The organism is Bacillus sp. NPDC060175 (assembly GCF_042728695.1).
In the GTDB taxonomy this organism is placed as follows: domain Bacteria; phylum Bacillota; class Bacilli; order Bacillales; family Bacillaceae_G; genus Bacillus_A.
In genome coordinates, this window is the sequence record NZ_JBHWYR010000095.1 from 1 (window position 1) to 14,636 (window position 14,636).

General features: G+C 35.9%; 12 protein-coding genes and 2 pseudogenes. 2 read left to right on the forward strand and 12 right to left on the reverse strand.

All coding sequences use genetic code 11. From position 1 onward, the window contains the following. Positions 1–123 precede the first annotated feature (123 nt). The 9 genes and pseudogenes from ACFWDE_RS27050 to ACFWDE_RS27090 all read right to left on the reverse strand — a co-directional run bounded on the left by ACFWDE_RS27050 (position 124) and on the right by ACFWDE_RS27090 (position 7,212). Entirely contained in the window at positions 124–504 is a 381-nt protein-coding gene (locus ACFWDE_RS27050) for a VOC family protein (protein ID WP_105587238.1), read from the reverse strand. 90 nt (positions 505–594) lie between these two features. Then, positions 595–1,110, reverse strand: a complete 516-nt coding sequence (locus ACFWDE_RS27055; protein ID WP_377895949.1) for an SRPBCC domain-containing protein — start codon at positions 1,108–1,110, stop codon at positions 595–597. Positions 1,111–1,139: 29 nt separating this feature from the next. Beyond that, positions 1,140–1,484: an ArsR/SmtB family transcription factor gene (locus ACFWDE_RS27060; RefSeq protein WP_377895950.1), complete on the reverse strand. Its 345-nt coding sequence runs from the start codon at positions 1,482–1,484 to the stop codon at positions 1,140–1,142. 337 nt (positions 1,485–1,821) lie between these two features. Continuing rightward, the gene (locus tag ACFWDE_RS27065) at positions 1,822–3,150 is read right to left on the reverse strand and encodes a YjiH family protein (RefSeq protein ID WP_377895951.1); all 1,329 of its coding nucleotides are present in this window, start codon (positions 3,148–3,150) and stop codon (positions 1,822–1,824) included. A 126-nt stretch (positions 3,151–3,276) separates the two neighbouring features. Continuing rightward, positions 3,277–4,155 carry an aminoglycoside phosphotransferase family protein gene (locus tag ACFWDE_RS27070; RefSeq protein WP_002200004.1) on the reverse strand — a complete coding sequence of 293 codons (879 nt, stop codon included), beginning with the start codon at positions 4,153–4,155 and terminating at the stop codon, positions 3,277–3,279. Next, entirely contained in the window at positions 4,156–4,671 is a 516-nt protein-coding gene (locus ACFWDE_RS27075; RefSeq protein WP_377895952.1) for a GNAT family N-acetyltransferase, read from the reverse strand. Positions 4,672–4,693: 22 nt separating this feature from the next. After that, a pseudogene (locus tag ACFWDE_RS27080) lies at positions 4,694–5,154 on the reverse strand (DUF2691 family protein). 237 nt (positions 5,155–5,391) lie between these two features. After that, complete coding sequence (locus ACFWDE_RS27085) at positions 5,392–5,826, reverse strand: ferritin-like domain-containing protein (RefSeq protein WP_002146850.1); 435 nt, start codon at positions 5,824–5,826, stop codon at positions 5,392–5,394. Between the two features lie 204 nt (positions 5,827–6,030). Continuing rightward, a complete protein-coding gene (locus tag ACFWDE_RS27090; RefSeq protein ID WP_377895953.1) occupies positions 6,031–7,212 on the reverse strand; it encodes a YhgE/Pip domain-containing protein in 1,182 nt (393 codons plus the stop codon). Positions 7,213–7,384: 172 nt separating this feature from the next. On the opposite strand from ACFWDE_RS27090, the gene ACFWDE_RS27095 reads away from it, so the two are divergent. Continuing rightward, a complete protein-coding gene (locus tag ACFWDE_RS27095; protein ID WP_377895954.1) occupies positions 7,385–8,002 on the forward strand; it encodes a TetR/AcrR family transcriptional regulator in 618 nt (205 codons plus the stop codon). A gap of 247 nt (positions 8,003–8,249) precedes the next feature. Here ACFWDE_RS27095 and ACFWDE_RS27100 read toward each other — a convergent pair whose 3' ends face one another. The 3 genes from ACFWDE_RS27100 to ACFWDE_RS27110 all read right to left on the reverse strand — a co-directional run bounded on the left by ACFWDE_RS27100 (position 8,250) and on the right by ACFWDE_RS27110 (position 13,935). Then, complete coding sequence (locus ACFWDE_RS27100) at positions 8,250–10,637, reverse strand: immune inhibitor A domain-containing protein (protein WP_377895955.1); 2,388 nt, start codon at positions 10,635–10,637, stop codon at positions 8,250–8,252. A 250-nt stretch (positions 10,638–10,887) separates the two neighbouring features. Next, on the reverse strand, positions 10,888–13,494 hold the full coding sequence (gene ppsA / locus ACFWDE_RS27105; RefSeq protein WP_377895956.1) for a phosphoenolpyruvate synthase: 2,607 nt from the start codon (positions 13,492–13,494) through the stop codon (positions 10,888–10,890). A gap of 132 nt (positions 13,495–13,626) precedes the next feature. Further along, a complete protein-coding gene (locus ACFWDE_RS27110) occupies positions 13,627–13,935 on the reverse strand; it encodes a YolD-like family protein (RefSeq protein WP_377895957.1) in 309 nt (102 codons plus the stop codon). 293 nt (positions 13,936–14,228) lie between these two features. Here ACFWDE_RS27110 and ACFWDE_RS27115 point away from each other — a divergent pair. Next, positions 14,229–14,636: pseudogene (locus ACFWDE_RS27115) on the forward strand (sulfotransferase family 2 domain-containing protein); the annotation flags it as partial.

Here is a 14,636-nt window from a genome sequence, read left to right on the forward strand (position 1 = left end):
TTATTATATATTGCTTTATTATTATATAGAAATTAAATTCACCATTACAGAAATATAATATATCTGAAAGCAAAAAATGCGATGCCTTTATTCAGGCATCGCACTCATAATTTGAATTAAAATTTACTTCTTTTCCATTACCGCAAAATAGTTATTTTCGCTATCTGCAAAATTAAATATTCTACCTGTAGGCATATTTACAATTTCTCCAACTGTAACATTTTTGTTTACTAAATCACTATATAAACGATCGAATTCTTTTGAGAAGAACATTAAAGAAGGTGTACCAAGATTTAACTCAGGCTGCATTTTAGCAATTAATTCTTTATTGTGGAGAATAATACTTGTTTCAGCTTCTTTCGTCGGAGCAATTTCAATCCATCGCATTCCTTGACCGTTATCTTCCTCTGAAATTACAATAAACCCTACTTTTTCTGTCCAAAATTTCTTCACTTCATCTTGGTTATTCACATACAACATAATTTGACCAACATTATTAATCATTTATTTTAACTCTCCCTTATAAACTTTTTTTATTAAACTCAATGCTCTTAAACCTACTTATCACCGAAAATAAAGTTACGTTACAAAAATCTATTTCAGCGATTCCAATCGCTCGTCCAAACGATCCCAAGTTTCGGTGATACCTTGTAGCATGCCCATGTCCATAACGGTCTTAAGGGCCTCTTTGTTAACATATTCAGCACGGTTTATTAGCTTTGTCTTTCCACCTAAATCGATGAATTCCAATGTCATCTCGGTTGACGGCATAGAATCATTTACATTACCTTCAGCATCTGAAAAGTAATCGGTATAGACGATTTTCTCTGGCTCAATAATCTCTTTATAGACTCCTTTGCCCCATGATTCCATACCAAAGAATTGCCCCAGGTTCTGATCGACACACTTCATACAGTAGTGCCAAACGCCTCCCGGACGGAAATCGACAGTACATGATGGAATTTCCCAGCCCCTTGGTCCCCACCAGTGTTTCAAATGCTCTGCTTCTTTAAACATACTGAATACAAGATTACGCGGTGCATCAAAAACGCGCTCCAGTACTAATACTCGATCATTCTCTACTCTCGATACCATTGTATTGTTTGACATGTTATTTCCTCCTTAAATATGAACTGATTTTATGACTTTTCCTTGTTTTGCAATTCCTTCAAATACTCATCTAAATTATCGAATCTCTCTTCCATCACACGCTTAAATGACTGTACCCAACAATCAAGCGCTTGGAAAGGCTCAGGTCGGAGCTTGTAAATCCGGCGATTAGCTTCAGCCTGCACTTCCACAATCCCTGTATCGCTTAACACTTTTAAGTGTTTCGAAGTTTGTGGTTGCCTTAATCCCAGATGATCGGCAATTTCCCCAACAGTTAGAGGACCGTCCCGCAACAGTTCAACGATATTCATACGATTCGGTTCAGATAAGGCATTCAGCGTCGCCACGTTCACGCCCGAAATTTCCTCCGACATATCACTCACCTCGTTAAGTGATGGTCTCCGGTTATAACACATCAATATCATCACTAATATTATCTTCTTGTTGAATTGATTATATCCAAACAGGAATATTCCTGTCAAGGAATATTCAAAAACTAAATTCACACTAAATGTGACTTTCACTTTGAAATAAAGTGAAATTTTAATTCATGTTTTTTATTTCTCTCCACTGATTATTATTTCGCACTAACTACGATTTTACGATAAATAAAAAGAAGTCATTTGAATCAAAATGACTTCCGCTTTTATTGAGTAAATATTCCCTTCTACAAGTCAGGAAACTCGGTATATTCAGAACTTATGTAGTCGTTTAAAGCAACAAATAAGCAATCGGCGTAATAATAAGCAACGTTAAAATCGTTCTTTGCACATATAGAATAATAAGTTCAGATACTTTTAACGGAATATCTGTTGATAATATACAAGGGATTGATGCGGAGAAAAACAAAATAGATGATACCGAAACAACTGCAATGACAAACTTTGTCACGAGTGGTGCACTTACAACTAATAACGATGGTAAAAACATCTCTGCAATACCAACTGATACCGCTTTAGCAGCTAAGTCTGCTTCTGGCAATCGTAATAGCCACGTAAATGGATAGAAAATGTAACTGATCCAATCAAATATTGGCGTGAACTTTGCTAAGACGATACCAATTAACCCTACTGACATAATCGATGGCAATATTCCCATCGTCATAATAAAACCGTCTTTTAAATTCACTGCAATATTTTTCATTACACTCGGCGCAGATTTTGATACTTCTAGCGCATCTTCCCAAGCGCGTTCTAGCATTTTCTCTTTATAGACAGGCTCTGGGAACCCTTCTTTCGTAATATATGTATCTGGTTTTCTACTAAGTGGTGGGATTCTTACGGTGATAGCAGTCACGATGAATGTTACAACAAGCGTAGTCCAAAAGTACATATTCCATAAATGCATAATGTCTAATGTTTTTGCGATGATGATCATAAATGTTGCGGATACTGTTGAGAAACCTGTAGCGATGATTGCTGCTTCTTTTGTCGTATACTTTCCTTCTTTATACACCCGGTTAGTAATAAGAAGTGCAAGTGAATAACTCCCAACGAATGAAGCAACCGCATCAATTGCTGATCGTCCCGGCGTATTCCATAACGGTCTCATAATCGGACGACAAAACGTACCGATAAATTCAAGCAATCCATATCCGACTAATAACGCTAAAAATGCCGAACCAATTGGAACGAGTAAACTTACTGATATTACTAGTTTCTCATACAAAAACGGGCCAACATCTGGCGCAAAGAACCAAGCTGGTCCTACTTTCAAACAATATAATATACCAAAAACAACACCTATTACTTTTAAAATAGAAAAACAAATATCTACAATAGATGCATTCCATTTCTTCGTATAAAATGGATAAATCGCACCAATTATCATTACAAGTAGTGCGTAATATGGTACTACAGAAGGAACTGAAGTCCGGATCCACGATACGATATGATCAATCATAATTGACGAAGCACCGTTTATCGTAACTGGTACGAAAAACATAAACACACCTACTAGACTAGCGAGTATAAACCGAAGAATAATCACCTTCTCTCGCCCTGTCTTAATTACATTACTTTTTAATTCAATTTCATTCAAAATTCGACACCCCTTATTATCTAAATATTCTGTATAATAGTGTTAGATTCCTTCTTTTGATTTTGAATATTTAATCATGTAAAAAAGCCTATTTTGAAATATACAATCAAAATAAGCCTTTTTCTATTACCTCTCATAATCATCCACAATCACTTGAATCACACGATAAGATTCTTCTGCCACTTTTTTATTACTATTTTTATTCGCATCGTATGTAATTAACGCCTTCCAAAGCGCCCATCCTCTCGCTCTATTCCACGTTTCTTCATCCATACTTAATACTTCTTTAAATACATTTCTACTATTTTCATCAAAAAACGTCCATGCCATCGCTGCATCACAGGCAGGATCTCCTACTCCTAAAATACCAAAATCGATTACGGCACTAAGCTTCCCATCTTTAACAAGTAAGTTACCCGGCGCTATATCTCCATGAACCCAAACTGGTTTGCTATCCCATGTTGACCTAAGTGCTAAATCCCAAAGATGTTTTAATAATGTCTCATCAAAAACATCCTTATTATTTTCAATGGCTACTCTTGCCTCTTTATCGTATACAGATATAAGCCCGCCCCGGTAAAAATTATGCGCTCCAGCTATTGGTCCGTTACTCGTATCAATTGATTGCAATTCTACTAGAAATGAACCTAAGTCCGCCGCAAACTCATCTAAGTCACGAACATTTTCTTTCGTAACGGTCTCCCCTTCTATCCACTTATTAATAGACCAAGGCCACGGATATTCTTCAGATGGATTCCCTTTCGCAATTGGTGCAGAAATTTGTAAAGAAAGTCCCTTACTTAATATAGGAAGCCAAATATTTTCTTTCTCTACTTGCGGTGCATACGCTGCATCACTTGGTAATCTCATACTCATCTGATCTCCTAAATGAAACGTTCTATTATCATGCCCGCTAAGCTTTACAGGCTTCACTTCTAAATGTGCCCATTCAGGAAACTGTTCCTGTATTAACTTCTCAACTAAACTTACGTTAATTGGATTCATTCACTTTCTCCTTCTCTTTTGAAATTTACTAAGCCCATCTGTACTACCGATATATTCAAAGCCGCATCGCTTATAAAAATCATTCAACAGTTGGTTATGCCCAACACAGTCTAACTTCAAATACTCTTTATCACTTTGTACATTCTCTTCTACCCATTGTAAAATCCATTCTCCTATTCCATTCCCCTTATACTCCCGCTTCACCGCAAATCTATGAATATATAAAGAATCAGAAACTTCCTCTTTACCAAAAATACGTTCATCCCATTCATTTTGTTTAGGAGATACTGTAACCGTACCGACAATTTCATCTTCCTTCGTAACAACATACGTATATTTCTCGCTTATGCCTTCTAATATTTCAGCTGTAGCTTCTCCTCCTAAAAGATACTGCCATTGATTCACTTCTTTATGTTGTATCCACTGTGCCACTTCTTTTAATAGAATAATAATACTTTCACCTTCATCTTCTGTAGCAATTCGAATTGTATATTCTTTAACTGTATTTCTCTCCATATTGCGTTCCCCTTTCATATTACTACCATACTGACAAACGCGTTCTACCGTCATTTTCATCTGTAACGTATTCAACGTAAAAACCTTGATTCAGTGCATTTTCATACATCAATTCAATCGCTTCTTGATCTTTCGCATAAATTTGTATGTATTGAGCATCCACCACTAATACGACTACCTCACACTTACTCTCCTTAAACTCTTCATATGTTTCAATATCTACTGCTGCTTCTCCTTTTGGATATGCCTTTAAATCTGCAAAAATGAGATAATATATGTTGTCTTTAACTAACTTTTTCAAATCTAATCCTTCTACTACACTTGGTTCTTCTGGAAATAACGCATCATCCAATCCACCACGTGCTACTAAGTATGACTCCTCACTCCCCACCAATCAAATGAAGAAATTTGAATTGACTTTAATACTTTCCAAAGTAAATTATCATATTCATTTGGAATATCTACAAAAATGCCTCTTTTCATTTGTTTGCTCCTAGCTTATTTATTTTTATTTTCATTTTTGTTTCATACATTATATATCAAATTTGATTACTCTATTTTGTCGATACCTATGTAACTTGTATTTCATCATAAAAAACCGCTCCACTACTAGCGAAACGGTTTCCTTCTGCTTACATTTAAATATCTTATTCAATTGTTGCACTGCGTTTTAAAATAATTCCTAATATATTCACCACATCAGCCATTCATTCTTAATGCTCACTTCGACTTCACAAAGTAATATAAAAACCATACCGCATGATTTTGTTCATCTGCAGCTATTCTCCGCAACAAATCTTTCATAGATGCATCTGATGTTTCATCTGAAATTTCTAAATAAAAATCTACAGTCTTTTGCTCATCTTGTATAGCGAATTCTAATCCTTGTAAGTACGTATTAGGACATCCTTCATTGATCTGCGGTTTCGGCTGCCTGCCAGTTAAATTCGTATAGATTTGTACAAAATTTTGAAAATGCCTTATTTCATCATTACGGATTTCAAGAATTTGTTTTTGTTCTACTTGATTTGGAGCCATGTTAGCTAATTTAGCATAGCAATTTATGGCAGTAAACTCTCCGTTTATAGCTTTTTCAATATCACTTATCAACTTATCATTCTGCCTATACCAATCATGATAATTCGAATTATACATCGTATCCCCTCCATAATTTCGCATAACATTTTATGCACTTTGAAATAGTAGGAGCATGTATACAAAAAAGAACCGCAAATACTATTTCTTCAATCACCTTTAAAATATTGAAAAAGCCTATCTATCGCTGCTTAATTTCCTTATCAATTCATAATGAATTCATCAAAAAAAACGCTTCACTACAAGTGAAACGTTCTTTACCTTTTAAGCACTTAATTCAGTTTTATGTTCCTTTATTGCACTACGCTTGAAGGCCGTTATTAAAACGATAGCCATACTTACCACACCAATCCAAACAAGCACAGTAACAGGTGTACTCCAGCTTAACCCTTTTCCGAAGAAGAATATTTCTCTAAGTCCTTCGATCATAAATTTCATTGGTAACCATGAGTAAATCCAATCTTGATAAAACGGAGACAACATTTCAGGTGCTAATGATAATAACGGTGCTCCGAAGAATAGTAAGAGTGCAAATAAACCGATACCTTTTAGTCCAACTAATGAAAGGACCGCCGAAATCATTAAGAAGAAACTAAAAGAAGTGATGGATAAGAATAGAGCCGTATCCCTGAAGTTTGAAATATTTAATCCTACCATGCCATCCGCGATCCACGTTAGTCCAAATCCAATTACAAGCGCCGCGATAGCTCCAGCTAATATTTGTTTTAGTTTTAATACAAAGTTTTCTTTTCTTGTACCTACCGGCATTTTGCTAATCGCAATAAAGATAATCGCTGCACTAGCTAAACTTGCAATCCATAGCGGTTGGAATAAAGATACTGGTGAATTACCGTTCGCACTATTTTTGCCAATTTCATTCACATTTGTCACTTTCTTCGCAATAGGTGTTACTAAATTTGAAGCTTGATCAGCTGTTAAAGTAGCTCCTTTTGCTTTCAATCCGTCTAATAGTTGTGTACGAACAGTATTGTTCATATTATCAACTACACCATTTAATATTTGCCCTGCCATAGTTGATGCCGCTGTATTCATTCCTTGATTTATGAATATTTCTACCTCTGGTGAAGATGGCTGTGGTGTTCGTAATGATGCTTGTTTTGCACTGAATTCTTTCGGAATGACTAATGCCGCATAATATTCTTTATTATTTAAACCTTTTTGAACGGCTTCTTTATTTTTTACTTCTACCCATTTCACCGCAGGTTCTTCATCTGATTTCAATTTGTTTTTCATCGTATCAACAATTGTTTGCCCCATATTCATTTTAGGTTGATTCGGAATTTCTACTCCTTGATCTTCATTTACAATTGCAATTGGCAAGTTTTTCGGCTGAGGTTGAACTGTCGGGAATAATGTTAATGAAAAAATGAAAACAACAAGTAGTGCAATGACTGGTGATAATAATAAAAGCTTATTTTTAAACATTTTCTTTTCTCCCCCTTTAATTTTAGTTACAATAAATGAACGACGTGTTGTTTATTTATATTTTGAATTATATGTTTGAGCTAAACCTTACTCAATAATCAAAAATCGTGATTGTGTCGGTTATAAGACACAATTGATAAATGTGTTGAAAAAAATTAAGGAGGAACATACTTTGCGAGATAGTAATCTAGATTTACGCGTAATTCGTACAAAAACGGCAATACGAAATGCATTAGTGGAGTTAATCGAGGAAAAAGGCTTTGATGCCATTACAGTGAAAGATATTACAACGAAAGCGAACATAAACCGCGGTACGTTTTATACACATTATCAAGATAAATTTGATTTAATGACGAAATGCCAAGAAGAAATTATGCATGAATTTTCTAGCATTGCAAAAAAGAAATTTCCAGAAGTTATTGCGGATCTTGGATCAAACCCTTCCCCAACAACTCCATTTGTACTTATCGCTTCTATACTTGAATTTCTAAATGAAAATAGTGGTTTTATGAAAGCTGTACTAAGCCCAAAAGGAGATTTATCTTTCCAAACAAAACTGAAAGACTTTATGTGGAAAACACTATTTGAAGATACGAATGGAGCTCTCATTAATAAGGAGAATTTGCTTGTCCCAAGCCAATACTTAACCTCTTATATGGCTTCTGCACATATAGGTGTCATTCAGCAATGGTTAAATAATGGACAAAAAGAAACACCTGAGGAAATTGCTCGTATTTTATCAACAATCGCAGTTCATGGACCTTTCTATGCAGCAGGTTTAAAAAAATAAGTCAGTCGCATTGAACTATGTTTTTATCAACCTCAATTACATCAATAACCTTACAGATGCATTTATTACGAAAAACATCTCTGTCTCTGTAAAAGTAATCATCTCATTTAATGGTTTTATATCAACTACTATTATGTAATTTTCATTAGAGTAATACCCTATAGCTGTGTATTTATTAATAGCTAGAAATTTATGTTCCTATGAAAAAAGCTGTTGAAAGGAATCCTATTCAACAGCTTCTCCATTATTAACGATATAAACGAACTGCACCTGCAGTATTATCATCTGCTTGTCCAACTACTTCAAATTTCAATCCAAGCTTCGGTAATTTACGTCCTGCATCTGGGATTAAATCGTTCATATACGATTTAGAATCATCAAACTTCGTTACACCTGGTAACCCTTTGTAATCATATGTTCCACGTGTTGGAGATACAACTTTCCATGCTGGCGTTTGGTTAAAGGAGAACGCAGCATCTGCGATTTGGTATCGTGTACTATTTTGAACAGTTGGTTTGCCGTTTAGCGTTCCAACAATTGCCTCTGGGTGAGAGTCAACAACCCCTAAGAAACCTTCGCCTGGATGCATACCAACCCAATTATCTGTAAAGCTAGAGTCTGCATACCATACAACAAGACCTGTATTATACGGTACACCACTGCTATATTTTAATGCTTGATCAGCACCAGCGTAGTTTCTCCACTCTAAATAGTAGTTATGTTTCTTCTTATCAAAACCGTTTGATACAACGAAACCATTTAATTTTAATTTCGATTCGCCTTCTGCATCATCAGAGAACACAACATTTCCATCTACAGTTAATGTAGCGTTATCAAAAGTAAAACCGTTCGGTGCTAAACCACCATCTGTAATGTATTCGTATACTAGTTTTATTTTTTGACCTTTAAATTGGCTTAAGTCATATGACTTATCTACCCATTTACCATCCGTTGTGTCTAGACCATTTTTCACATTCTTTTCGCCAATTCGATCCACTAACGTTTTCTTACCATCTTCTGTCACTGCATGTACTTCAAGGAAGTCATAACCTGTTTCAATTTCATACAATGATTTGTAATCAAACTTCGCCAGTGTTGCATTTGTTAAATCAAACACTGGTGTTTCTAATGTTGTATGGAGATTATCCCCTTTTGTACTATAGTAATATTTCTTACCGAATGCAGACTGAATACCTTTTACATCTTTATCTGGTAAGTTAACACGAATCAGGCCAGGACGATTTGATTTCGTTACACTTTGATCTAAGTACGTCGCCAAACCGATACCACGATTTAATTTATCATAGTCAACCTCTACAATATTTGCCCAGTTCCCACCCATGTTCTTTTGAAAGAACTCTTTGTTTTGCGGAGAGAAACTCGGTGGCGTTGAACCTGCAATTTTACCAGCCCAGCTACCGCCGCTCATAACAGACCAAGAGTTAATTGGCTCACCTGCTCCTGAATACTTTGTATCATACTCATCTGGAAGACCTAAATCATGACCAAATTCATGTGCGAATACACCAACTGCTCCGTCTTCTGGTTCAATTGTGTAATCGTATGCTGCCATTTTACCGCCCCAGTTATCAACCTTTGCTTTTGTTCCTTCAATTGGATACGGTGCTCCAAGGTTCCAGCGATGTGACCAAATTGCGTCATCACCTAGTCTACCACCGCCTCCATCTTGCCCAACTCCAGCGTGAATAACCATTAAGTGATCAATAAGACCATCTGATTCGTTTTTATTGCCATCACCATTATTGTCATATTGATCGTATTGGTCAAATTCAGATAAATCAATACCACTTTCTACAGCTGCATTTAATGCCTCTTTTACAAAATCACGAGGTCCTTTTGGTCCTTTATTATCATGACCGCCATCTCCTGCATCTGCACCATAATCCGCTGCTGTACCTGGAACTGTCAACCACTTTGTTACTGTCCCATCGACTGTATAACTACCACCAGATTGCTCTTCATAATATTGTTTAAATGTTGGGACTTTTGAACCATCAAAGAGTGTAAACGGCTCATCACCAAATAACATTTTTTGATAATGTTCTGGATTAAAATCATTTGAATACATATAACCTGGTACTTGATCAATATTGTTATGCTTAAAGTCCGCAAACTCTACTAGCAATACAAGAACTTTATCTTTACGAACATCACCATTATATTGTTTTTGCTTCGCTGAAGTAGTTGGTACTTTGCCGTTTAATCCCCCTTTAACCGACTCTTGTCCAGCTACCGGACCACTAACAGGTTGATTTGTTTTTTCTTTCTCATCTGCTTTTGCATCTTTAACTTTTTTCAAAAAGTCAGAAGCTTCTCTCGTAACACTGTCCCCTGCTGCTGGTTCTTTTCCAGCATTTTCGCCTTTTTTCTTCTCTACGTATTTTTCAACAGCTTTTAATGTGTCTTCTTTCGACGTAGATTCACTAATTACACCGCGTTTCTTGAGCGCATCTGCTAAACGATCCTCTTGAATTAAATTTTCATCAATTGGACTTAAAGTTCCTGCATTAGACGGCATTGCCGCATAAACAGATTGACTACCAAATCCAAATGTGCAACTAAGCACAGCTGTCGCCGCGAGCGTAGACAGCACCTTAAAAGGCTTTTTCTTCATCCCTATTCCTCCCCGATATTAAATACGTTCCAACGTTTATATAATAAAGAATATTCTGTTAATTCACAATACTTTGTCTTAATTTGTAATATTTTTGAAAATATTCTTTGGTTTAGATTGATATACATTCTGATTCATCGATGTTTACGGTTGCTTCTTGCATGTGAATTTGAATCGTGTATGCAGCTGACTAAAAAAATAAAAAGATCATCCACTACACATAACGGATGATCTTTCATTTGAAGCGCAACTACAATATTTCAATATACCCTTCTGTTCCATGTACTCGAATTCGTTGCCCGTCTTTTATTAGTTTCGTAGCGTCCTCTACTCCGACGACTGCTGGTAATCCATATTCACGTGCGATAACTGCTCCGTGCGTCATGAGCCCGCCAACTTCAGTGACTAACCCTTTTATAGACACAAACAATGGTGTCCAGCCAGGGTCAGTAAATGCCGTAACCAATATATCTCCATCTTCTAAATTCGCATCTTCCATATTTAAAATAACGCGAGCTCTCCCCTCAATAACCCCTGAGGAAACAGGCAGACCTACAATCGCTTCAGCCGGGAGATTTTCTCGTTTATATTTACCTGTAATGATTTCTCCATCAGACGTCATCACACGCGGTGGCGTTAGTTTTTCATATACTTTGTAATCATTTTTTTGTTTATGAATAAGCTCGTAATCTAGTTTATTCGTGCGGACGACTTCGTGAAGCTCTTCAAAAGTCAAATAGTATATATCTTCTATTTCATTAATAACGCTATTTTGCACGAGTTGCTTGGCTTCTTTCAATATTGCCTGCTTATATATGAAATAGCGATTAATCATGCCGTATTTCGGGTATTCACGATAACCGATAAAATTACGGATATTACGAATCATTCGCTTCGTTTCTTCTACTTTTTGTTTACCCTCCGGCAAATGCTGCAATCGATCTAATAACTCTTCTTTTTTTTTCAAAGCTTCCTGCAGTCCTTCTTCAAACTTCTGCTTACTAGCACCAGCTTCAAAGTCTCTTATGTTATTTAAAATCATCGGGATAATGGTTGTTGGCTTTTCACTCCAGCGCGTTTTCGTAATGTCGATTTCTCCGCTGCATCTCATTCCGTATTTATTTAGAAAAGCATCGATTGCATCTCGAGCTTTTTCTCCGTCTTTAAACTGAACTAATTCATCTAAAAAGCTATTATCTTTTACATGTTGTAAATATTCAATGACATTCGGATAAGGACGAATCACATCCGCAACATCCATTAATGCTAAACCCATTTCTGAAGTAATATTATTTTGTACAGATTGCGAAAGTGTGTCTGCTGCATTTTTTTCTCCTAGCCATTGCTCCATCTTTTCATTCATCCATAATGAAGCATTCATACCTGCCATAATGACAGATATACTTTGCGGGCTAAATAATACTTTCCTTAATTGCTTAATATCTTCCAAAATAAAATCAAGTACATCCACCCCTGATTTCGTTTGAATGTTTTGTTTTAACTCTTCGATCGATGCTTGACTATTCTTTATTAAATCCGTAACGATTGCTGGATCGTTTTCGATTTGTGGTTGCGAACTTGCAGGTGGCATACTTTTACCAACACTCTTTTCTTTTTCATCCTCCGGTAACAATTTGATAAAATTATCTCGCTCTATTACAGTCGTTAATGCATCTCGTATGAGCGGATCCGATTTTCCTAAAGTGTTTATTAAGTAATCTCTGCTAGTAGGTGAAGCTAATTTTTGTGTAGCATCAACAAATAACCTTCCCCCCGCTTTACGCATAGGAGCACTAGTCGTTAACAGGAAAAAAGATAACCCTAGTGGTTTCATCGCATCGGTCATCATTTGTTGGTGACCAACGGATACATACACGTGATTTTCTTGATGGTTTGCTTCTGGAATTGGATATAGAGTAGTTATCGCCCTACTTTGGACAATATAAAATGTACCCTCAACTAAACACCATTCGATATCTTGCGGACAACCAAAATAAGCTTCAATCTGTCTTCCGATACGTGCTAGTTGTAATAGTTGTTGTTCAGTAAGTGTTTGAACATTTTGCTGATTAGGTGCAATTTGCTTTGTTTCTGTTCCGCCTTCTTTCCGTCCATAGATAGCTATTTTTTTAGTTGCAATCATCTTTCCGGCGATTTCGCCCTCTTTTACTTTATAATTATCGGCAGATACCAATCCAGATACTAGCGCCTCGCCAAGTCCAAAGCTGGCATCAATTGATAACACCTTTCGATTAGAAGTAATCGGATCCGCAGTAAATAAAATTCCCGAAGCCTCCGGGAATACCATCCTTTGAACGACAACACATATAGAAACTTGATTATGATCAAAATCGTTTTGCATTCGATATATAACAGCTCGATCTGTAAATAAGGAAGCCCAGCATTTTTTAATATGCTGCAAAATCGCTTCTTTTCCGATGATATTTAAATACGTATCTTGTTGACCAGCAAACGAGGCATATGGTAAATCTTCAGCAGTAGCACTAGAACGCACTGCATAGGCATGCTCATCGCCAAAACGAGAGAGAGATTGAGCTACTGATTCCGCTACATCAACTGGAATGTCTACTGCCATAATGATTTCTCTAATCTTCTTACTAATTTCACCAATTTGAGCTCGCTCTTCTATTTTCAACTTTGTTAGCTGCTGTAACAAAGTTCGAAGCTCTTCATTTTGTTCGATGGCTTGTTGATACCCTATCGTTGTAACAGAAAATCCTTCTGGCACTTGTATCCCTTGAATGTTTGTTAACGCCCCTAAATTCAATCCTTTTCCACCAACGAGCGAAAGCTGCGTCTTTTTTATTTCCTGAAAATCGAGAACGAAAGAACTCATTTAACATCTCTCCTCACTATGCATGTGTTCTTGATTGTAGCAATAGTAAATGAGAATAAACAGTCTATTTCGAACGTTATTTACGTGGTATAATTAAGTTAGGAAGAGATAATCACTTTTATTTCCCCCCCTCTAATTCACTTCAATCACATCAACAAACTTAAACATTCTTTGATTATGAAAAGCATCTGTGCAAGTAATCGTCTCATTTAACGGATTAATATCAACCACTGTTATGTAATTTTTATATAGATAGCCATCTTTATAATATGTAAGTAAAAACTCTTCTTCACCTAAAAATGAACATAGCAGCTTATTTTCAATCATTTCCTTTGCATCCTGCGTTAAGATTGGACGCGGGACTTTCGTTTGCTCACTTATAATTTCTTTAATAGCTACAAACTGCTCTGGCATACTAGCAAACGGTTGCCACTTCACCATATTATCAAGACATTTTTCAAATTATTGTAGCGATATTAATCCCTCTATCTTTGTACACATATCTTCATACATAATTCTCCTTATAACAGATTTCTATATTTTAAAATTTGATAAGTAATTATTACATTTCAATATGCTTAGAAAATTCAGGTACATATATAAGTTATTTTTAATACACTGGGATTTTATATGCAAATGAGTACCTTTACAGTAATGTTTAAATACAATGGTATGAGTAGTTACCATTATATTTAAGCGTTCGTTATAACTGCCAGTATGAAATATCATAAATAATGAAGGACAATGTTAAAGAATTGATTGAGTATGGCGAACGGATTCCGCACTATCATAAGGATTTCCCTATAATTTTATTTTGGAGTCACAGAAGCGGTTGCACTTCCCTGACGAATTGGTTTTTCTTCCAAATTGGGTTATATGAGGAAGCAATGAAATATGCACCGTTCATTCATTACTATGAATCTGAAATATACAAAAATAAAATTGATTACTACACAAATTTAGAAATGCAACTCTTGAAACTAAGTAAGGATACCATAAAACTTGCGTGCAACCCTTATAAAAGAGCTGTAAGCTCATTTTTAATACTTTATGACAACCCTTATGCCTCGAAACAATGGGAACAGATTAGAGAATATTTTTATAATGATAAAAATGATTCGAAAGGAATTTCATTTAAGCAA

Coding starts and splice junctions, on each gene's coding strand:
- ACFWDE_RS27050 (WP_105587238.1), bottom strand. CDS start 504: ATGATTAATAATGTTGGTCAAATTATGTTGTATGTGAATAACCAAGAT.
- ACFWDE_RS27055 (WP_377895949.1), bottom strand. CDS start 1,110: ATGTCAAACAATACAATGGTATCGAGAGTAGAGAATGATCGAGTATTA.
- ACFWDE_RS27060 (WP_377895950.1), bottom strand. CDS start 1,484: ATGTCGGAGGAAATTTCGGGCGTGAACGTGGCGACGCTGAATGCCTTA.
- ACFWDE_RS27070 (WP_002200004.1), bottom strand. CDS start 4,155: ATGAATCCAATTAACGTAAGTTTAGTTGAGAAGTTAATACAGGAACAG.
- ACFWDE_RS27075 (WP_377895952.1), bottom strand. CDS start 4,671: ATGGAGAGAAATACAGTTAAAGAATATACAATTCGAATTGCTACAGAA.
- ACFWDE_RS27085 (WP_002146850.1), bottom strand. CDS start 5,826: ATGTATAATTCGAATTATCATGATTGGTATAGGCAGAATGATAAGTTG.
- ACFWDE_RS27090 (WP_377895953.1), bottom strand. CDS start 7,212: ATGTTTAAAAATAAGCTTTTATTATTATCACCAGTCATTGCACTACTT.
- ACFWDE_RS27100 (WP_377895955.1), bottom strand. CDS start 10,637: ATGAAGAAAAAGCCTTTTAAGGTGCTGTCTACGCTCGCGGCGACAGCT.
- ppsA (WP_377895956.1), bottom strand. CDS start 13,494: ATGAGTTCTTTCGTTCTCGATTTTCAGGAAATAAAAAAGACGCAGCTT.
- ACFWDE_RS27110 (WP_377895957.1), bottom strand. CDS start 13,935: ATGGTGAAGTGGCAACCGTTTGCTAGTATGCCAGAGCAGTTTGTAGCT.